This is a genomic window from Marinomonas transparens, assembly GCF_016463975.1.
Taxonomy (GTDB): Bacteria; Pseudomonadota; Gammaproteobacteria; order Pseudomonadales; family Marinomonadaceae; genus Marinomonas; species Marinomonas transparens.
In genome coordinates this window covers 55,137-74,487 of record NZ_JAEMNX010000020.1, presented here as the reverse complement: position 1 = coordinate 74,487, position 19,351 = coordinate 55,137, and the positions used below count along the sequence as shown (strand labels likewise).

Here is a 19,351-nt window from a genome sequence, read left to right as displayed (position 1 = left end):
ATTATGTTGAGTTTACCTTTTACTTTTGTTGAAGAAAACGGGGTTTTATTACTGGCAGACGACACTGGTTGTCGTTTAATCCATAAGGAGAGAGCAAGTCTATCTGCCCTGATGGAGGCGGTTAGAGTCAGCCCGTTTGAACCGACAATAGAATTGTTCTCGGATACTGAATTTGATGCTCAAGTGGTGGCTTTCTATCAGCAGGAGAGTAGCGATATTTTGTCTCAGGGGTTTGGTGAAGAAATTGACCTGAATTCTGCGATTGATGCCATTGCGGAAAATGAAGATCTGTTAGAAAGTGAAGGCGATGCGCCTATTATTCGCTTAACCAATGCCATTTTAAGCGAAGCCATTAAAGAAAATGCCTCCGATATTCATATCGAAACCTTTGAAAAAAATATGCGCGTGCGCTTTCGCATTGATGGTGTATTACGGGAAGTGGTACAACCTAAACGCGCACTCGCGCCCATGCTGGTGTCTCGTCTTAAGGTGATGGCAAAGTTGGATATTGCTGAGAAACGCGTCCCTCAAGATGGTCGTCTTGAGCTTCGTTTATCCGGCCAAGAAATCGACGTGCGTGTGTCGACCATTCCTTCGACCTATGGTGAACGTGTGGTGATGCGTTTGCTTCATAAGGAAACCACTCAGTTAGGTTTTGAAAGTCTTGGGATGCGAGAAGAAGAGCTCGAGACCCTGAAAAAACTCATCTATAAGCCGAATGGTATTCTGTTAGTGACTGGCCCAACGGGTTCAGGTAAAACCACTACACTGTATTCTGCCTTGGCCCAGCTTAATGATGGCAAACGTAACATCATGACGGTGGAAGACCCGGTGGAATATCATATTAATGGTATCGGTCAGACCCAAGTGAACGAGAAAGCCAAAATGACTTTTGCCGCTGGCTTGAGGGCGATTTTGCGCCAAGACCCTGATGTGGTGATGGTGGGTGAGGTGCGGGATAAAGAAACCGCAGACATTTCTATTCAGGCCTCGTTAACTGGTCATTTGGTACTGTCAACTTTACATACTAATAGCGCAGCGGGGGCGATTACGCGTTTGCAAGATATGGGGGTAGAACCTTTTCTTATTTCCTCTTCGTTAGTCGGTGTGATTGCTCAGCGTTTAGCAAGACGTTTATGCCCCCATTGTAAGTCTCCCGTGATGGCGGATGATGAAACGAAAAAACTGCTGGAAATGCCACTTGATCAGGAGGTTATTCATTATCAGCCTGAAGGTTGTAATGAGTGTTTTGGGCAGGGCTACCGTGGTCGTTTGGCGTTTTACGAGATTATTGAAGTGGATCACGAGTTGAAGAACTTGATTCATAAAAAGGCGGGTGAATCCGATATTGAGAAATACACCCGCAGTAAACATGCGAGCTTGCAGCAAAGTGGTCTTGCCCAAGTGTTAGCAGGGGAAACCAGTATTAAAGAAATTTTGCGAGTCGAACAAACGATGCAGGCTGAGGCTTAGTAGCATGGCGGCTTATGAGTATTTAGCCTTAAATCCACTGGGCAAAAAACAGAAAGGGGTACTGGAAGCGGAAAGTGAGCGCCATTTACGCAAAAAGCTCAGTGAGCAAAAACTCATTTTAATCCGCTGTAAACAAGGTAAGGAATACCACGCCAGTAATTGGTTTAGCCCTAAGATTAGCGTTAAAGAACGAGCTTTGCTGACAAGGCAGTTAGCCACCTTGATTGAAGCGGGTTTGCCTATCGAAGAGGCTTTATCTGGTGTGGCAAGGCAAAGTAAAAAGAAAAAACTGGTGAGCATGTTGCTGGCGATTCGCTCTAAAGTGTTGGAGGGGAATTCATTGGCGTCTTCTTTAGCCAGTTACCCTAACGCTTTTCCAAAGATTTTTCGTGCTAGTGTCAAGGCAGGTGAGGAGTCTGGTTTTCTTGCTGTGGTGTTGGTTGAGCTGGCGAACTTCAGTGAGCGTACCCGTAATAATCAGCAAAAGTTACGTATGGCGATGCTTTACCCCATTATTCTTACGTTAGTGGCTATTGCGATTGTGGTGTTTTTGTTGGGCTCTGTGATGCCCGATATTGTCACTGCTTTCCAGCGTCAAAACGCTGAATTACCTCCCATTACCTTATTTATGTTGAATATCAGCCATTGGATTCAAGACTATGGCAAGCTCTCTTTAGCCTGTGGCGTGGTGTTGGTGTTCCTTTATGGGCTGGCGATGAAGAAGGCCAGCTTACGCTTAATACGAGACAAGTTAGTGCTGAGTACTCCGTTGTTAAGGGCGCCGGTGAAAACCATCCAGATAACCCGTTATACCAGTACTTTGGCTATGTTGGCTCACAGTGGTGTGTCATTAGTCGACGCGATGAATATCGCCGCTCAGGTCACAGAAAATCAAATCGTTCAGGCCAAGCTTAATGACGCCAGACAAAGGGTAAAAGAAGGCATTGCGCTAGGCACGGCGCTTGATGAAACTGACTTGATGCCACCTATGATGTTGCAGCTTATTATCAGTGGTGAGCAAAGTGGTGAGCTGGATGCCATGTTAATGAAAGCCTCTAAACAGCAAGAGGAAGATACCAATAATTGGATCGGTACCATGGTGGGATTATTTGAACCTGCCATGTTACTGGTGATGGGCGCGGTCGTTATGCTGATTGTGACAGCGATCTTGCTGCCCATTATGAATTTAAATCAACTTTTAGGTTAAATAGGGAAAGACATAATGAAAACTCCATTCAGTATGCGTTCAATGACTCAGACTCCAGTCGCTGAAAAGCAAATTGACCGTGCTGCAACTTCTCAAGAGGCTCTTGTTTTGGGCGCGAAGTCTGGTCAACAGGGCTTTACTCTGCTTGAAATGATGATAGTGCTGGTGATTCTAGGTTTTTTGGTCGGCATGATCGCGCCTAATCTGCTGAGCCGTGCGGATGACGCTAAGGTGTCGGTCACCAAGGCTCAAATGCGTGATGTGGTGACTTCTTTGAACCTTTATAAGTTAGATAATGGCAGTTTCCCTTCGACTGCCCAAGGCTTACAAGCGCTGGTTAGCGAGCCATCGGGTTTCCCAGAAGCAAAGAACTGGAAAAAAGGGGGTTATCTTCCTAAGCAACCACAGGATTCTTGGGGTAACGAATTTATCTACATTAGCCCAGGTTCGTCAGGCAATTACGACCTTTTATCCTTGGGTGCGGATAATGCTGAAGGCGGTGAAGATGATGCCGCTGATATTGCGGCGACTGATTTGCAATGATGGTAAAGAGTGGCTCTGAGCAGCGTGGCTTTACGCTTTTAGAGCTACTGGTTGTGTTGTTTATTCTGGTTTCTATTGTTGGCTTGGTATCGCCTTATATTGCGGTCGGTACTGATGACGATGTGCTGGAGGCCGAAAGCCAAGCATTGCGCTTTGTTTTGCAGGATGTGGTGGATCAGAGTTGGATCAAAGGTAGTACTTTTGTGGTGGTGAGAGAGCCGAATTCCGCTTTGAGTCTATGGCAGGAAAAGCAGGGTGAATGGGAAAAGTTACGTACGCTTTATACCTTGCCAAAGGTTCTTTCATTTCAGCTGGTGACGAATGGCAGTGAAATGGAAGAGGCATTGGAAGTGCTCGATTTTAATAAGAATGGTGTCTTGGTGTTTTTATCAAGTGGCGAATACCTACCTTTTACACTGACTTTATTTTCGGAAGCGAGCTCAGAAGACGCGTTAAGTGATAGTTCAGTGACCCTTAATGGAGATGGCATTAATGAAATCTTCATCGAATAACGGGGGCTTTTCTTTAATTGAAGTGATGATCGCTGTGGTTATTTTGTCTTCTGTGAGTATTTTAGCGATGAAGACCTTGTCTACGGCGATTGATCAGACGGCTTATTTACAGCAAAAGATGCTGGCGGTTTGGGTAGCGGAGAATCGCTTGACGGAATTACGCATTGCCTTGCGTTTAGAGCAAAGTCCTTCTTTTTCTGATGAAGAGGTAGAGCAAGGCGGAGTGGAATGGAAAACCAAATTGTCTATTGGTAAGGCAACGGGCACCTTAACCCGTGTCGAGGTGGATGTTTACCCTGAGGGGAATGTTGATAACCCTATTTATAGTTTAAATAGCTTTGTTCCAACGGTTTTGTTAGCGGGGGCGCAATGAAGTCGAATCAGGCGGGGTTTACACTGATTGAGTTGCTGGTCACCTTGGCGATTACGGGCTTCATTGGCTTGGTGGCTTCTCAGCTAATTACGACCAGTTTTAAAGCTCAGTTGAGTGTGAAGGAAGAGGCTCAACGGTTGGAGAAGGGGGCGCGAGTTTGGTTAAGGCTGGAAAGTGACCTGAGCCAAATTGTAGATCGTCCCATTATTGACGCGCTTGAGAGTCAAGAGGCTGCGTTGATGTTAGACGGTGAGGCGCTGACTTTTACCCGTGCCGGCTGGGCCAATCCGTTAAATGAAGAGCGCTCTCAGTTTCAGCGAGTGTCTTATCGTTTGGCCGATAGTGGTTTGATTCGACGTTTTTGGCGGGTGCTTGATCGAAGTTCTGACAGTGAGCCAATTGAGCAAACCTTTCTGGATGTGAGTGTTTTTGAAGTAGAAGTGATGAATGCGAAAGGGGTTTGGTTAGCAGCATGGTCGGATGAGGATGAAGGTCTTCCTGTTGCCATTAAAGTCACTATGGCCATAAATGACAAAGCCGAGTTTACACGGATTTTTGAAGTTGCTTCTTACTCAATAGATGACACGCCCGTTGCCGGACAAGGAGGCTAGCATGAAGCAGCAGTCAGGTTCTGCTTTGCTTTTGTCTTTAATGGTGCTGGCTTTGGTGAGTGGTATTGCAACGAGTTTGCTGATGTCGGTGCAGAACGAGCAATCTGTGATTGCTAGAATTCAAATGAACAGTGATGTTCGACAACAGTTATTAGGTGGTGAAGCATGGGCCCAAGATTGGTTGATAAAAGAAGGGCTAGTGCAGGACATATCAAGTGGCAATAGTTTTGCTGTTATTCCTACTTCGAGTTTAGTTGTGCATCAGGTATTTGAAACAGAGGCGGGTAGCCTTGATATCAGTCTGTTTGACCTACAGGCTTGCATCAATATCAATCGCTTGGCAAATACCAACAGTGTCGAAATTACCAAACAGCGTCTGACGAAACTGTCGGAATATATCGGTATTGATAAGGGGTGGATTAGCGTTGCTCAGGATTGGTTGGATAATGATCAAAACTTGGCGTCGGGGCAGGGGAGAGAAGATGCTTTTTACTTATCTAAAGAAGAGCCTTATCGAACCAGTCGGTCGTTGATTTTATCAGGGACGGAATGGTCATTATTGGATATACCACAGGCTTCTATCGCATTATTGGCTCCTTATATTTGTGTTCTGCCTGAGAGTATGGGAGTCAATATTAATCGAGCACCTGATATGCTGGTGAAAAGTTATCTACCTACCATTAATACGGAACAGCTGACTGCATTGAATGATATAAGGGCGGTGGGTGGCTTTGATGCGCTCGATGATTTTATTGAAGACGATGCTTTTAAGTCGTTAAAGTTAGAGGAGCAAGATTGGAGTATTAATACGCGTTTCATTTCTGTGTTTAGTAAATTGACGACAGAGGATGGTGAGTATTGGCTTCATTCTCAGTTAAGTCGAGATAAGGACAACAAGGTGAAGGCTTTCTATCGGTCTTTTGCTCCGTTAGATTTTTATAGCAAAGTGAAGATGAATATAGAGAGTGGAATGTAATTATGCATCGAGCAGCAGGGAATTATGTCTAAGGAGTTAGTTTGCATCAGCTAGTGCTACAACTTATTGAACCAAGTGTCATTGATGATCCGTGGACGGCGGATGTCTGGTTGTTTTCAGATAAGATGGTGTTCATTGTCAGTGAGCAATCTCTTGCTATGGCTGATATTGATGCTTGGGTTCAAGAACAGCTTAATGCTAACCATTCAGAGCGTCTGGTTGATCTTATTGCTTTTGCGCCGGCTTCCCGTGGTCATGCGAGGCTATTGACCATTAGTAAAGGTCAGGAAAGATACATTAGTGATATTGCTCCCACTTTGATGGAGTCGTTTTTAGCTCAGCCTATTGAAGACATTCACTTTGTTACCAAGGTTGTTGATTCTAATGGAGTATGGGTGAGTGCCGTTGATCGAGAATACATGGTGCAGCTTAGTCAAATAGTGGACATGGTTACTGCGGTTAAAAAGCGTTTATTACTGCCTCAATCTTTGCTTTATAAGCGGTTTGATGCAGAAGAGTTCGTCTCTTTTATGGGAACAGACTACCGTTTCTTAAATGATCATTTATTTCCCATTCCTCATTCGTTTGCCGCACAATCGGCTACCGCTCCGAGCAAGGTGTTAGATGAGGATTTTCTTCGTCAGTCCTTATTGGATATGAAATCTTGGCAAGGGGTGAACTTGTTTGAGCGGGAGTTTGCTCAGCAGTCGTCTTCTCAGAAGTTTGCGCGTTTTTGGAAAATCGGTGGTTTTTTATCCGCTGTTCTTTTGGCAGGCAGTTGTACTTGGTTGCATTATGAAGCCTCGGTTTATCAGCAGCAGGCCACTTTTATCGAGAACAAGGCGAATAAGGCCTTTTTGACGTTAGCACCTGAAGAAGGCCGAGTGGTGAATTTAAAGCGGCAAATAGAAGGCCGACTGCGCTCAAATGAATCGCAAGAGAAGGTCGATGACCAAGATTATTCTCCTTACTTTGTGTTGAAAAAAATTGAGCAGGCAAAGCAGGACATTAAAGAGCAGAATGAACTTCAGCTGATTGCCTTTCGGGACGGGGTTTATATTCTAGAGTGGGCTGCTGCCGATCAAGACACGCTCGCCAAGATAAGTAAAAGCTTTGCTCGCTTTAAATTGGATGCCTATCTCGATCAGGTAGTACGAGAAGATAAATTGTACGTTGGCTCTTACCGAATTCAGGGGATGTTATGAAACAGTGGCTGATGAATCAGGTGGAAGGAAGTGCTTCGTTACAGGCGATCTTGTCTGCTTTTAATAGCTTATCTCAGTCTAAGCAAAGGTTGGTGATTATTGCTCTTATTGTCATCTTATTTTGGCTAGCGATTAAGCTTGTTTTTACCCCTTATTATAATGACTACCAAAAAGCGAGTAATCGCTTAGCAAATGCCACATCGAATTACTTATTGTTAGCCAAACACGCCAGTGATATTGCTTCGACAGAAGATGCCGGGGTTGATTATCTTGATCGTAACTCGGCTGAGTTGCGAGTTATTGTGAATACCAGTATTAAAAGAACTAAGCTGGCTCCTGAGGTGATCAGTCGTGAAGGGCAGAGCCGCTTAAGGGTTGGTATCTCAGAAGCACCCTATGAGATGGTTGCTCAATGGCTTAACCTGCTCGCACAGCAGAAGGTAAAAATAAACAGTATGCAAATACAGGCTCTGTCTCCGGGCGTTGTGAGCCTGAGTATTTCTTTGGATTAAGGAACAACAGATATGAAGTTAGTCCGTCGGTTTGTGTTGAGCAGCGCCTCCATGCTGATGGTGTTGTCCTGCGATGTGTATGCTAAGGAAGAGCAAGAATCCCAATCCATCGTACCGTCTGTGTTTGTCGAAGTGTCGGGAGGCGATGGTGCTGAGCACCTAGAGTTGGCGGTTGGTTTGGAGCCAGATGATCAAATAGGTAGCTTTGCTGGTCTTTATATCTCGCAATCTTCCTTAGGTGAAGACGGGACAGTGAAAGAAGTGGGTATAACGGCATTTAACTTTGCTGAAGTCAGTAGTGAATCCTATGGTGCAGAAATGCATATTGCGCTTAGTAGAACGTCATTGGATCAATATGAGCGGAGGGGAGCAGAGGTTGGAGTGAATCTTTATGGCTTTTTCACTGAATCCTTTGCTTTGTTTGTTGGGGCCAGTTTAAGGCCTAGGTTTTTTTCCTTGGATTGGAGCAATGACGAGCTTTTTGAAGTGAGCTCTAATATTGGTTTACGTTATCAACTCCCTTATAACTTGAGTATTTTCACTCAGTATCAATACGATAACTTTATTAAAAATAACTGGAAGTCATCGAAAATAGCAGACCATGGCATGGTGGGGATGAACTGGCTTTTTTAATGATGTGATATTTTGGAACTCGGGAGGGTGTAACCACGCCCTCTTGGCTCAGCAATGGTTTTTCTACGTTGCTTCTCACCACTGTTCTTCGGTTTCTGCCCCTCGGTAGCTGTTCCTACGTTGCCCTAACACTTGTATCCATGTAAGCGTCCGCTTTGTCGTCTATTCTTTCCTCATCTTGGCTTTGCTCGAGGCTTGTTGCAAAGGTCTCTTCACTTTTTTATTGCAAATAATGAAACTTCGTTCCATTATTTAGGCTTGGCGATTTTAGTGTTTATTTGGCGAGTAAGTTAATTGGTTTTTACCTATTAAAGGAAGTGAACTTAAGGCTTTTTGTCTCGGTTGCGTTTTACTTTAGCAAGGGGGATTGCTCGCTTAACCTTAGCGACTACGCAAGGCTGATGATGACGGATAATGTTTTAATAAAATGGGTTTTTATCGACAATATAAGGCAAGGCAAAACCTTAGTACTTGTTTGTGCGCAACAGGGGGCTGAGTGGGGGTATGACGAAGTCACTCTTGATATGGGAGGTCGTGATTTGCATTTGCATAATTTTTTGGCTGCGGATGGCAGTCGTATGATTTCCGGACAAAGCTTGGTGGTTAATGGAGGTCGTTTGTAATGGCTGCATTTCATTTTACTGAAGAGAAGGCGAGCTTTATTGCCGTTGATTGGGGAACCACCAATTTACGGGCATTTTTAATGGATCAGCAGGGGCAAATTCAAGCGCAACGTGACAGCCATTTAGGTATGTTAAAGCTGGCTTCTGGTGAGTTTGAAGCGGTACTGTCAGAGTTGTTGGCTGATTGGTTAACACCAGACTTGCCGATTTATATGGCCGGTATGGTGGGTAGCCGTGGGGGATGGCAGGAAGTGCCTTACCAACAATGTCCAATCCAGCTGGATAGCTTGGCTGAGCATTTGTTTTGGCTAACGACGTCGCTGCCTAATCCTGTGGCAATTGTGCCGGGGCTACAGGGCGTTGGTATGAGCGGTTATGCGGATGTGATGCGCGGTGAAGAAACCCAGCTGCTTGGCATTATGGACTGGTTGGCTTCTCAAGGGCGTGAACAGGAAACGCCTTTGTGCTGTATGCCGGGAACCCATTGTAAGTGGGTGAAAATCATTCATGGTAGCGTGGCACAGTTTTCTACTTGTATCACCGGTGAATTGTTTGCGCAGCTCAACGATGATTCCAGTTTGGTAAAAGATTTGCCCCAAGCTAAGGTGTTGAACGAAGATGCTTTTCATAAAGGTCTATTGGCAAGTCAGCAAGCGGGTGGTGTGTTACATCATTTGTTTAGTGCCCGCAGTCGTTTTGTGTGTGGAGAGTTAGGCGCAGAGGAAGTGCGTGACTACCTTTCTGGAGTGGTGATTGGTCATGATGTGAATGATATTTTGCTGTCGCAGAGTGTCGTAGATAAAAACACTCCAATATTGATTGTAGGCAGCCAAGCCTTAAGTGCGCGTTATGCGTTGGCTTTGTCATTCTGTGACCTTCAATCTGAATTTTTAGAGGCCAGCGAAGCGAGTATCCGCGGATTGAAGCGCTTGGCGAGTCGTCAGAACGCGGTTACCAGTGGCGCGGCAGGAGCTTAATAATGAAACATTCTTTTGATGCCTTAATGCAAGAATTTCCTATGGTTGCGATCCTTCGAGGCGTGCAACCTGATGAAGTGGTCGAACACACGCGTGTCTTGATTGAAACAGGTTTTCGTTTAATTGAAGTCCCCCTTAATTCCCCTGACCCCTTTACTAGTATTCGCCTGTTGCAAGACACCTTTGGTGAACAAGCATTGATTGGTGCGGGTACTGTGTTAACCATGTCGCAGTTGACGCAACTTGTTGCAACAGGGGCGGGGCTAATGGTTTGCCCGCATACGGATGTAGAGTTGATTAAAGCAGCCAAAGTCGCTGGTTTGTATGCGATGCCGGGCTTTTTTACCGCAAGTGAGGCTTTCGCGGCCTTGCATGCCGGAGCGGACGCGGTGAAACTATTCCCAGCGGAGGCATTGCCTACCCTCAATGTTATTAACGCTCTGGGGGCGGTTATTCCCGCAGATACTTGGATATGTCCTGTGGGGGGCGTGACGCCAGCGAATGTTGAAGACTATTTGAAAGTCGGTGCCCGTGGTTTTGGTTTGGGTTCGGCTTTGTATAAAAAAGGCCAGTCTGTCGTGACGACGAAAGCGAATGCTGAGGCCTTTATGGCGACATGGAAATCCTATCAGGGCGTTCTTTTTTCAGGAGAAGGTAAATGAAACAAATAAGTACACAACGTCATCAGTTAGCAGAAGGGCCATTTTGGAGCCAAGCTGAGCAAGCTTTGTATTGGGTCGACATTCCCGCTTGTCAGGTATGGCGTTGGCATCAAGAGAGTAACGAATGTCAACATTGGACTTTACCCAAAAAAGTCTCGGCGGTGTTTACGACTCAGAGCGAGCGTTTGTTAGTTTGCATGGCAGATGGTGTCGCTTATTTAGACAAATTGACGGGTGATCTTGAGTATTTATGTGCGCTCGATACGGATTTACCTAGCAATCGCAGCAATGATGCTAAGTGTGACCCTAATGGAACACTTTGGGTTGGCACCATGGATGATGTGGAGAAGAATACTTCTGGTCGTCTGTGGCAAGTGACGGCAGAAGGTAAGAAAACACTGATGTTAGAAGGTGTGGGGGTTGCCAATACTTTGGCATGGGATGAGCAAAGAGGGCGGTTTTATTTTGGCGACTCTATGACGCGACAGATTCACGCTTTTCCTTATCCTGAGTTCTATGACATACGTCGTCAAAAACCGTTTGTAGAAGTCCCTGAAGGAATTGGTGCTGATGGTTCTTGTATCGATCTAGAAGGGTGCTTGTGGAATGCGAATTGGAATGGGGCTCGTATTGTGAGATACAACCCGGATGGTGAGTTATTGGAGACCATTGAACTGCCCTTTGCGAAGCCAACCAGCTGTGTGTTTGGTGGGCCTGAGGGCAAGACCTTATTTATTACGTCTGCCAGTGTTGCCACCAGCGAAGAAGACTTAGCTAAGCAACCTTTAGCGGGTCATGTCTTCGCGATTGATTTAAAAAAGGCTCTTGATCTAAAAAGTGATTTTGAGGTTGATATAGCGGGAGCACCAAGCCAGCCCTTCGCGGGAGGCTAGAATGAAATTAGCTGTTTGTGATTAGCCTGAAACGGATAGTACTAAATTGCTGATTAGTAGCTGAGGGCTAGAAGTGGCTGGTGTCGCCATTTGGAAACGGATAAAGCTAAATTACGAATGCATATTCTGAGTATCCATGGCATGATAAATCTACGGACGTTAGGGCTAATGCGAAGAAAACAACCTTTTTGAGGGTGAGTTATGTTTTCTTCTTAGTGATTTTTTGCTTGTATGGAGCTTGAGGGTTTCTTACATAATGGAGTAATTAACAAGGATGATGATATGGACTTTAATAAAGACGATGTAAGTGGTTTTGTGGGTAAAAGCTTTATTTATATTTATGATGCTGGGTGGCGTTATGAGCTTTATGTAAAAAACGAAGTGACCATTGATTACCGCGTTCATAGCGGCATTGTTGCGGGGCGTTGGGTCAAAGATCAAGCTGTTAATATCGTACGCATAGCAAAGGATGTTTATCGAGTTTCTTGGAGTGAGCCGACTGGGAATAATGTTGCGCTCTCGTTGAATCTGCATAATTACATCGTACATGGCACCATATTTTTCCCTCGCTGGGTAATCAATGACCCGAAAAAAATTGCTTGTTTTCAAAATGAATACCTTAACGAAATGGAGGCTTATAGAGAAGCAGGGCCTGTTTATCCAATAGAGGTAGTGGATAGCTTTGCAACACTCATATACATGCGTGATTGTGGTATTAATAATGAGGAGGTCATTGCTTGTCCGCCAAGTGAACTGCCTGATAACTATCCTGAGTGCTTGTCTGATAAGAATTTATTACCAAAAAAAGAATCTGCTTTGGCGTAAGGCATAAAGAAGGTAATCGGGTATCTGATATAAAAATCCCCCCAGCATGACTTTATGCTGGGGGGATTTTTGTATAATGAACTCACTTAGACGTTTTTAATAAACCATACAACTCGGTTCGCTAAAGCTGTTGTCATGGGTTCCTTGGAAGCCAAAGGTGACGCTTTGCCCCGGTGCTATTGTGCCGTTGTAATTGGCGCTGGTGACTTCAACACTTTGTATGTCAGCACTGAAGATGCCATTCCAGCCAGAGGTGAAGGTAATGACATTATTAAAGTCGACCCTCGCTGCCCAACTGGTGACAGTTTCGTTGCCTAAATTGGTAATAGTGACTGGACTAAGCACAAAGCCTGTAGCCCACACACTTGAACCACCTATCACACAACTCATTTCTGCTGTTGCCGGCCCATTGACGGTGATATTGACACTGTCTGTTGCTGATGTAGGTGTTTGATTTTCGTCTAGTGCTGTCACTAATAGGCTGTAGTTACCTGCTTCGTTCGGCGCTTGTATTTGCCCTGTAGAGCCAGAAAATATCGTGCTGATACCCTTTAATTGCGCTTCAAAACCTGATGCATTGTCTAGTGATACGGTCAGGTTTATGGTGTCGCTGGTTTCAAATGGCGTGCCTTCCGCTGGGGCAAGGATAGAAATCATTGGCTCAAGAGGGACATCATTAACTGCATTTAGGGTGATGCTATCGCTGACTGGTAATTCTATGTTGTTGCTGTCTACGCCAACAAGTCGTACCTCGAAGGTGCCGGCGGTACTGGGTGAGGTCACTGATGCTGAACCAGTGATGCCTTGGGCGATTAATGCATCGTTTAGGTAGACATTGACGGAGGTGGCTTTTGTTAAGCTATAAGCGATTGTGACCTGTGTATCGGTTAATACCTGATCGCCATCGTTTGGCGAGGTGATATCGATAGAGGTTGTTAGGGTGCCAAAGTGATCGCCAAGACTTATTCCTGTTGCTTCGCTACCCAAGGCGACTTGGTGGTCTAGGCTGATAAATTTGCCATTTTCATTGCTCCACAAGGAGGGTTTGAAAAGGGCATATTTTGCTTCATCCCATGTGGTCCAATCGTCGTTAAGTAAACCGCCGGTATCGCCTGAATTTGGGTTGATGCACCAGAATGTATGGTGGAGTTTATATTCGACAATGAGGTCTCGTATGGCGTTCATCCATTTTTCATTATCACCGCCATCCATGAAACCTCCCCATTCTCCGATGAGTAGAGGGGCTATGTTGTCTTCATGAATGTATAGCCAGTTATCCCTCCAAACATCTTGGTATAAAGTGTCTTTATTAAAGCCGTTATAGAACCAATCCTGTTGTGATACGAGGGGGCCATAGTCATGGGGTGAATACAAGAGTTGGCTTTGGCGATTCCCTAAGTCCACTGGGTAATCTTTAACACCACGTAAATTCCCTCCCCACCAATTGTTGTGGTAATCATTGATATTTGAGCTTGTCCAGGTGACGCCATCTTTAGGGAACGAGGCGACACCTTCGCACATAACCAGCATATTAGGATTAATATCTAAAATGCGGTTCGCGGCGTTTTCACAGACCTGTTTCCAGTTGTTGTCATCATTAGAGTTATCCCATTTAGCAAAGGCGCCACCACCCCAAGGCTCGCCGTGGGGCTCGTTTTCGAGGTCAAACGCGAGAATGGTGTCATCATCTCTATAGCGGTCAGTAATCCATTCCCACGTGCTATAAAAGTCTTCCGCGGTAATGTCATCTTGATACCAAAGTGGTTGGAAGTGACCTGCGTTATCGGCTTTTGGACTGTGCATATCTAACAGGACTTTTAAGCCTATTTTGCGAGAATGAGCTAGGAAAGCATCAAAAACTTGCAGTGAATTTGCGCCAGCAAGATTTGGGTTTGCGGATGAGTTGGCATTAGCTGGAGAGTAGATGCCGTTTTTCCATTCTTTGATGAGCTCGGTTGAGATGGGGACTCGTAATAGGTTAATACCACGGCCAGCGATGCTGTCTAATGTGCTTTCTAAGTTGACCGACCAAAGGCCGTGAAAAATACGTTCGTTAGTATTAAAGCCGAACCAGTTAGCACCGGTTAACCAGACTGGGTTGTTGTTAGCATCAAGAATTTGATTACCGCTTACGTGAAGCCAGTCATCACCATTAACGGGTTCGCCAGCTAGAGATAATGAGCCCATTGCCGATAGAACTACGCCAGCAAATAGGGATTTCCAGGTTGGTTTATGTATATTGAGCTTTGCTCTACTGTCCTTCATATCTTGCCTCTTCCTTAAGAAAATAAATTCGCTTGTTATATATAGCTGAGCCATAGACAAAAGTAAGCAGTGCAAAACAAAAGTACTCAATTCGACACAAATGAAAACAAATGCTTCTTCTTTTTTATAAGGGAAATCATGACGCTTTCTGTTTTGGATGAGAATTTTGCCACTGTTATGCTGTTTAGCTTAGTGCGGAATTTCTAGCATTCTCTTCTTTATTTTTAAAATGTTATAACATATCATTTCTTTCGTTTTTTCATATACCCTTGTTAATCTTTACTGGATGGTAGGTTTTATGCGTAGTTTATTTAGATTTATACGACAGATGGGCTTTGGTTTTCTCGCGAGCTTTTTAGTGGTTTATGGCTCTATGTCTTGGGCCGCGTCGAGCAAAGAAAATACTCTGTCTATTAGTAGTGCCTTTGAGTTCACCAGTCTTGATCCATCTAAAAACGGTTATATTTATACTCGTATGCAGCTGCTAGAAACCTTGCTTGATGTGAATTCAAAAGGGCAGTTAGTGCCTGCGTTAGCGAGTAAATGGAAAGTGTCAGAAGATGCCAAGTCTTGGCGTTTTACTTTGCGTGATAAGGTGCATTTTCATGATGGTTCTTTAATGGATGCAAATGCTGTTGTAAAAAGCCTGACGATTGCAAAACAAAAGCATGGTGCATTACGTAAGGCTCCGATTGAGAGCATTCAGGCAATAGATAGTAAGACGGTAGAAGTCAGGTTGACGAAACCTTATCTTCTGCTAGGCGCTATTTTAGCCCATTACTCGAACGCTATTTTGGCACCGGCGTCCTATGGAAAAAAAGGTGATGTGTTGGCTTTGTCGGGAACAGGACCTTACCAACTGTCTCTTTATGCTCCGCCACATAAGTTAGTCGTTGAGAAAAATTCTGCTTATTGGGGTAAAAAAGCCAGTATTCCTTATGTGAGTTATTTGACCGGACATCGGGCGGAAAGCCGTGTAATGCAGGCTCGTAGCGGGCAAGCAGATATTGTTTTTGGCTTGGCACCAGCGGCCTTACCCCTCTTGAAAAAGCTGCCTAGTTTAACGCTATATTCGAATTCTATTCCCCGTACAATCGCATTGAAGGTAAATAGTGGACACCCTTTTCTTAATGATGTGAGAGCACGACAAGCGTTAAGCCTTGCTATCAATCGTACTGGTATTGCCAAAAGTATTTTGCGTATCCCTGATTCAGAAGCTGAGCAGTTGTTGCCGCCTTCTATGACAGATTGGTATTTGCCGACTATTTCTAAAGAGCCCATGCCATTAGAAAGCGCGCAGGCATTGTTAGCCTCATTAGGTTGGAAGAAAAATGCGGATGGGGTTTTGGAGCGTGATGGGAAAACCTTTGATTTGACACTGATTACCTATGCCGATAGGCCAGAATTGACGACAGTAGCCACTGCGCTTCAAGCACAATGGAATGCTATTGGTGTACGTACTAAGGTGAATGTCACTAATTCCAGTGCGATTCCTATGGGGCATCAGGATGGTTCTTTAGAGGTTGCTTTAATGGCGCGTAATTATGGTTTTATTGCTAATCCTCTTGGTGTCATTTTATCTGATTTTGGTGCTAATGGGGGTGATTGGGGGGCGATGAATTGGCATAACAAGACTATGTCAACGTTATTGGGCTCATTGGAACACACAACTGACCCTAAAAAATATCATCAGCTTGCACAACAAGCTGCACAGTTGATTTATCAGCAACGACCTATGATTCCGGTTTCTTATTATGTTCAGCAAACGGCGGTAAATAACCGTGTTAAGGGTTTCCATTTTGACCCTTTTGAACGTAGTTTTTTCCTGAATGATTTGGAATTTAAATCGCCGTGAAGCAGTTGATTTTTAGACGCCTGCTTCAGTTAGTGTGTGTGGTTTGGGGGGTTGGTACGCTAACCTTTGTTCTGATGCGTGCGCTGCCGGGTGATATGGCCTACCGAATCGCAGCAAGTCGTTATGGACAAGATAATGTCGACTCTCAGGCGGCAGCATTAGTTCGTAATGAGCTGCAACTGGATTTACCGCCCTGGTTGGCCTATTGGCATTGGCTAATGGATCTGTTGCAGTTCAAATTGGGCCATTCCTTAGTCAGTGGTGAGCCGGTTATCGATTCTGTCCAACATATGTTGGGCCACTCTTTACTGCTTGCTGTCGCAGGCTTGTGTTTATCTGCCCTGATTGCCGTACCGTTAGGCCTGTTTAGTGCTTGGCGAGGGAACCCATTAGATTCGGTGTTAATGGGGTTATCCAGTATGGTACGTGCCATGCCAGTGTTTGTGCTTGGGGTGCTGCTGTTGTTGGTGTTTGCCTTGCATTGGAACTGGTTTCCTGTCGCTGGCTTTGGCACGGCAATGCATCTTGTATTACCTGCGCTGACGTTAGCGATTAGCTTTGCTGCCATTTCAAATCGTGTGGTGAGAGATTCGGCAAAACAGGTATTCGGTTCGTCTTTTTATACTTTCTCTCAAGTGAAGGGCTTGTCTAAGTGGCGCACTTTTCAGCGTCACGGTATACGCAATATTGCCTTGCCTGTGGTGGCGTTTTTGGGCATTCAGTTGGTCAGTATGATCGAAGGTATTGTGATGATTGAGTCTCTGTTTTCTTGGCCGGGGATTGGCCATGGTTTGGCCCATGCTATTTTTGCTCGAGACATTCCTGTTATTCAGGGGGCCGCTTTAGCTATGGGGGCATTGTTTGTATTGCTAAATACCTTGGTCGATATTGTCTGTCATTGGATTGACCCTAGAGGAGGTATGCCAGTATGACTTTTAGCATGAAGTCTTCTCAAAAATGTGGGCTGATCATTTTGCTTGGCTTGTTGGCTTTTGCGGTATTGGGTTCTTGGTTGTCTCCTTATACGATTTCGCAACAGGATTTGAATGCCATTTTAGAACCACCAAATGCCCAGCATTGGTTAGGAACAGATCATTTTGGACGCAGTATGTTTACTCGCATGGCCTATGCGGTGGGCTTATCCTTTGCGCTTGGCTTGGTATGTGTGATGACTTCGGCTCTTCTTGGCACCTTTTTGGGGGTGTGGGCGGCGTGGTCTGGAAAACAAGTGGACGGTGTTTTAGGTGTGTTTGTAAATATTCTGCTTGCTTTACCTGGATTGGTGATTGTGCTTCTGCTGGCGGCAATTGCTCCTGGTTCCTTTCTGATGCTGTATCTGGCGATTTCCCTTGTCCAATGGGTTGAGTACTTTCGAGTCGTGCGAGCCGTGACTCAAGCGGTGGTTCAAAGTCCTGCGAGGCAATCTTCACAGATGATGGGGTTTGGACGTTGGTATCAATTTAAGCGGCATATTTGGCCTGCTATTGCGCCCTCCGTTTTTACTTTGGCGGCGTTTGGCGGTGCCAATGCTATTTTAACCATGGCTTCTCTCGGTTTTATCTATGTTGGTATTCAGCCTCCCTTGGCGGAACTTGGTTTGATGACGGTGGAGTTGTTTCCTTATTACAGTGAGGCTCCTTGGTTGCTAGTACAGCCTTTAGTGGTGATCGCATTGATCGTGTTTGGATTTCATTTGTTGGCTGGTAAGCGAATATGACGATACTACTTAAGTTAACCAATGTGGCCGTTTATGCTGGAGACAGTTGTCTATTAGAACCGATTTCTTTGTCTTTGGTACAAGGAAGGCCGCTTACTATTTTAGGACAAACAGGTTCGGGGAAAAGCTTATTAGCGCAAGCTGTGATGGGGTTATTACCAGAAGAATTGGCTCTTCAAGGTGAGATTGAAGTTCTCGGTGAGAGCATGACGTGTGATGAACGAAGGGCTTTATGGGGGACAAAATTAGTGATGTTACCCCAAGAACCGTGGAACGCTTTGGACCCTTTAATGAAAGGGGTTGATCAGGTTCAGGAGGTGTATCGCTATGTACATGGCAAGCATCAGCGTGAAGCAATGGCGCTTGCTCAGGCTGATTTACAATATGTTGGTTTGGCTCACAGTGGCGCTAAACGGCCGAGTCAGTTGTCGGGTGGTATGGCGCAACGTTTAGCGATTGCGGCTGCGACAGCTGGCGGGGCATCATTAATTTTAGCGGACGAGCCAACAAAGGGGTTAGATGCCTCTCGCCGTTTGGATATTGTACGTTTACTGCAAACTAGATCTGCAATGGGTGGCTTGTTAACCATTACCCATGATGTGGCTATTGCTCGTCAATTGGGGGGGGATATCTTGGTAATCAAAGCTGGACGCTTGGTAGAGCAAGGTGATGCGCAAACCGTGTTGAGCCACCCAGAAGGAGAATATACTCAAGCTTTATTAGGGGCAGAGCCTAGAGTGTGGAAAGAAGCAAGTTTTAGTGTGCCGCTTCCGGAGTCTCCAGAGGTGGTATTGAATGTTGAAAAATTGTCTATAGAACGAGGCGGTAAGTCTTTATTCAATGATCTTTCATTTCAGGTTAAACAGGGCGAAGTGGTTGGTATTGTTGGTGAAAGTGGCTGTGGAAAGTCTTCTTTAGGGGATGCTTTGCTTGGTTTATTACCGGTTGCTTCTGGACGAATTTCGCGTTTGATTCCAGCTGCTCAGCCTTATCAATGGTTGAAGTTGTATCAAGACCCACCTTCGGCTGTTACTAGCAGTGTGACACTTGGGAAGTTATTAGAGGATCTAGTGGGTTTACACGGTATTGATAGAGGTCGAATTGCTCCTATGATGGATAAGCTATCATTACCTGAGGTGATATTAGAGCGCAGTTGCCATGGTGTATCTGGAGGAGAGTTGCAGCGCTTTGCTATTTTACGAGCCTTGTTATTGAACCCTGTCTTCTTGTTTGCTGATGAGCCTACTTCGCGACTTGATCCTATTACTGCAAAGGAGGTGACAACCTTGCTCTTTAGCTTAGCTAGAGAGACAAAATGTGCTGTTTTGTTGGTGAGTCATGATGCTGATCTAGTCCGAAAAACCTGCGATCAAGTGATTGCGTTATAGATTTAATAATTGAAAACCTCTGTTTTCTGTAGAGCAGGGGTTATTCTTCTCGCTTTTTGTTTGATTTGTGCTCCTGCTGTGGTCTAATTTTTGAGCCGATT

Annotated in this window: 20 protein-coding genes; 19 read left to right on the top strand and 1 reads right to left on the bottom strand. The window is 45.0% G+C overall.

Going from position 1 to position 19,351, the window contains the following annotated elements; all coding sequences use genetic code 11:
- Window positions 1-3 precede the first annotated feature (3 nt).
- From gspE to I8J31_RS15310, 15 genes are all read left to right on the top strand, one after another.
- Window positions 4-1,473, top strand: a complete 1,470-nt coding sequence (gene gspE / locus I8J31_RS15380) for a type II secretion system ATPase GspE (RefSeq protein ID WP_199469465.1) — start codon at window positions 4-6, stop codon at window positions 1,471-1,473.
- Between the two features lie 4 nt (window positions 1,474-1,477).
- Entirely contained in the window at window positions 1,478-2,680 is a 1,203-nt protein-coding gene (locus tag I8J31_RS15375) for a type II secretion system F family protein (protein WP_199469464.1), read from the top strand.
- A gap of 15 nt (window positions 2,681-2,695) precedes the next feature.
- Complete coding sequence (gene gspG / locus I8J31_RS15370) at window positions 2,696-3,223, top strand: type II secretion system major pseudopilin GspG (RefSeq protein ID WP_267905898.1); 528 nt, start codon at window positions 2,696-2,698, stop codon at window positions 3,221-3,223.
- Window positions 3,220-3,735 carry a pilus assembly FimT family protein gene (locus I8J31_RS15365; RefSeq protein WP_199469463.1) on the top strand — a complete coding sequence of 172 codons (516 nt, stop codon included), beginning with the start codon at window positions 3,220-3,222 and terminating at the stop codon, window positions 3,733-3,735. The genes gspG and I8J31_RS15365 overlap by 4 nt, the downstream gene beginning before the upstream one ends.
- Window positions 3,716-4,108, top strand: a complete 393-nt coding sequence (gene gspI / locus I8J31_RS15360; protein ID WP_199469462.1) for a type II secretion system minor pseudopilin GspI — start codon at window positions 3,716-3,718, stop codon at window positions 4,106-4,108. Before I8J31_RS15365 ends, gspI begins: the two co-directional genes overlap by 20 nt.
- Window positions 4,105-4,719, top strand: coding sequence for a type II secretion system minor pseudopilin GspJ (gene gspJ, locus I8J31_RS15355; protein WP_199469461.1), 615 nt, complete (start codon window positions 4,105-4,107; stop codon window positions 4,717-4,719). The genes gspI and gspJ overlap by 4 nt, the downstream gene beginning before the upstream one ends.
- A gap of 1 nt (window position 4,720) precedes the next feature.
- Window positions 4,721-5,695: a type II secretion system minor pseudopilin GspK gene (gspK, locus tag I8J31_RS15350; protein WP_199469460.1), complete on the top strand. Its 975-nt coding sequence runs from the start codon at window positions 4,721-4,723 to the stop codon at window positions 5,693-5,695.
- Between the two features lie 41 nt (window positions 5,696-5,736).
- A complete protein-coding gene (locus I8J31_RS15345) occupies window positions 5,737-6,900 on the top strand; it encodes a type II secretion system protein L (protein ID WP_199469459.1) in 1,164 nt (387 codons plus the stop codon).
- Window positions 6,897-7,412, top strand: coding sequence for a type II secretion system protein GspM (gene gspM / locus I8J31_RS15340; protein ID WP_199469458.1), 516 nt, complete (start codon window positions 6,897-6,899; stop codon window positions 7,410-7,412). Before I8J31_RS15345 ends, gspM begins: the two co-directional genes overlap by 4 nt.
- 12 nt (window positions 7,413-7,424) lie before the next feature.
- Complete coding sequence (locus I8J31_RS15335) at window positions 7,425-8,045, top strand: hypothetical protein (protein WP_199469457.1); 621 nt, start codon at window positions 7,425-7,427, stop codon at window positions 8,043-8,045.
- A 278-nt stretch (window positions 8,046-8,323) separates the two neighbouring features.
- The gene (locus I8J31_RS15330) at window positions 8,324-8,668 is read left to right on the top strand and encodes a hypothetical protein (protein WP_199469456.1); all 345 of its coding nucleotides are present in this window, start codon (window positions 8,324-8,326) and stop codon (window positions 8,666-8,668) included.
- Window positions 8,668-9,645, top strand: a complete 978-nt coding sequence (locus I8J31_RS15325) for a 2-dehydro-3-deoxygalactonokinase (protein WP_199469455.1) — start codon at window positions 8,668-8,670, stop codon at window positions 9,643-9,645. Before I8J31_RS15330 ends, I8J31_RS15325 begins: the two co-directional genes overlap by 1 nt.
- A 2-nt stretch (window positions 9,646-9,647) precedes the next feature.
- Window positions 9,648-10,307, top strand: coding sequence for a 2-dehydro-3-deoxy-6-phosphogalactonate aldolase (locus I8J31_RS15320; protein WP_199469454.1), 660 nt, complete (start codon window positions 9,648-9,650; stop codon window positions 10,305-10,307).
- A complete protein-coding gene (locus I8J31_RS15315) occupies window positions 10,304-11,200 on the top strand; it encodes an SMP-30/gluconolactonase/LRE family protein (protein WP_199469453.1) in 897 nt (298 codons plus the stop codon). The genes I8J31_RS15320 and I8J31_RS15315 overlap by 4 nt, the downstream gene beginning before the upstream one ends.
- A 282-nt stretch (window positions 11,201-11,482) precedes the next feature.
- Window positions 11,483-12,025 carry a phenolic acid decarboxylase gene (locus I8J31_RS15310; protein WP_199469452.1) on the top strand — a complete coding sequence of 181 codons (543 nt, stop codon included), beginning with the start codon at window positions 11,483-11,485 and terminating at the stop codon, window positions 12,023-12,025.
- A gap of 96 nt (window positions 12,026-12,121) precedes the next feature.
- Here I8J31_RS15310 and I8J31_RS15305 read toward each other — a convergent pair whose 3' ends face one another.
- Window positions 12,122-14,290: a cellulase family glycosylhydrolase gene (locus I8J31_RS15305; protein WP_199469451.1), complete on the bottom strand. Its 2,169-nt coding sequence runs from the start codon at window positions 14,288-14,290 to the stop codon at window positions 12,122-12,124.
- Window positions 14,291-14,588: 298 nt separating this feature from the next.
- Here I8J31_RS15305 and I8J31_RS15300 point away from each other — a divergent pair, with 298 nt between their 5' ends.
- The 4 genes from I8J31_RS15300 to I8J31_RS15285 are packed head-to-tail and all read left to right on the top strand — an operon-like array spanning window position 14,589 to window position 19,250.
- Window positions 14,589-16,145 (top strand): ABC transporter substrate-binding protein, encoded by a 1,557-nt coding sequence (locus I8J31_RS15300; RefSeq protein ID WP_233402819.1) that lies wholly within the window; start codon window positions 14,589-14,591, stop codon window positions 16,143-16,145.
- Window positions 16,142-17,077 (top strand): ABC transporter permease, encoded by a 936-nt coding sequence (locus tag I8J31_RS15295; protein WP_199469450.1) that lies wholly within the window; start codon window positions 16,142-16,144, stop codon window positions 17,075-17,077. Before I8J31_RS15300 ends, I8J31_RS15295 begins: the two co-directional genes overlap by 4 nt.
- Window positions 17,074-17,862 (top strand): ABC transporter permease, encoded by a 789-nt coding sequence (locus I8J31_RS15290; protein ID WP_199469449.1) that lies wholly within the window; start codon window positions 17,074-17,076, stop codon window positions 17,860-17,862. Before I8J31_RS15295 ends, I8J31_RS15290 begins: the two co-directional genes overlap by 4 nt.
- Window positions 17,859-19,250: an ABC transporter ATP-binding protein gene (locus tag I8J31_RS15285; RefSeq protein WP_199469448.1), complete on the top strand. Its 1,392-nt coding sequence runs from the start codon at window positions 17,859-17,861 to the stop codon at window positions 19,248-19,250. The genes I8J31_RS15290 and I8J31_RS15285 overlap by 4 nt, the downstream gene beginning before the upstream one ends.
- Window positions 19,251-19,351 lie beyond the last annotated feature (101 nt).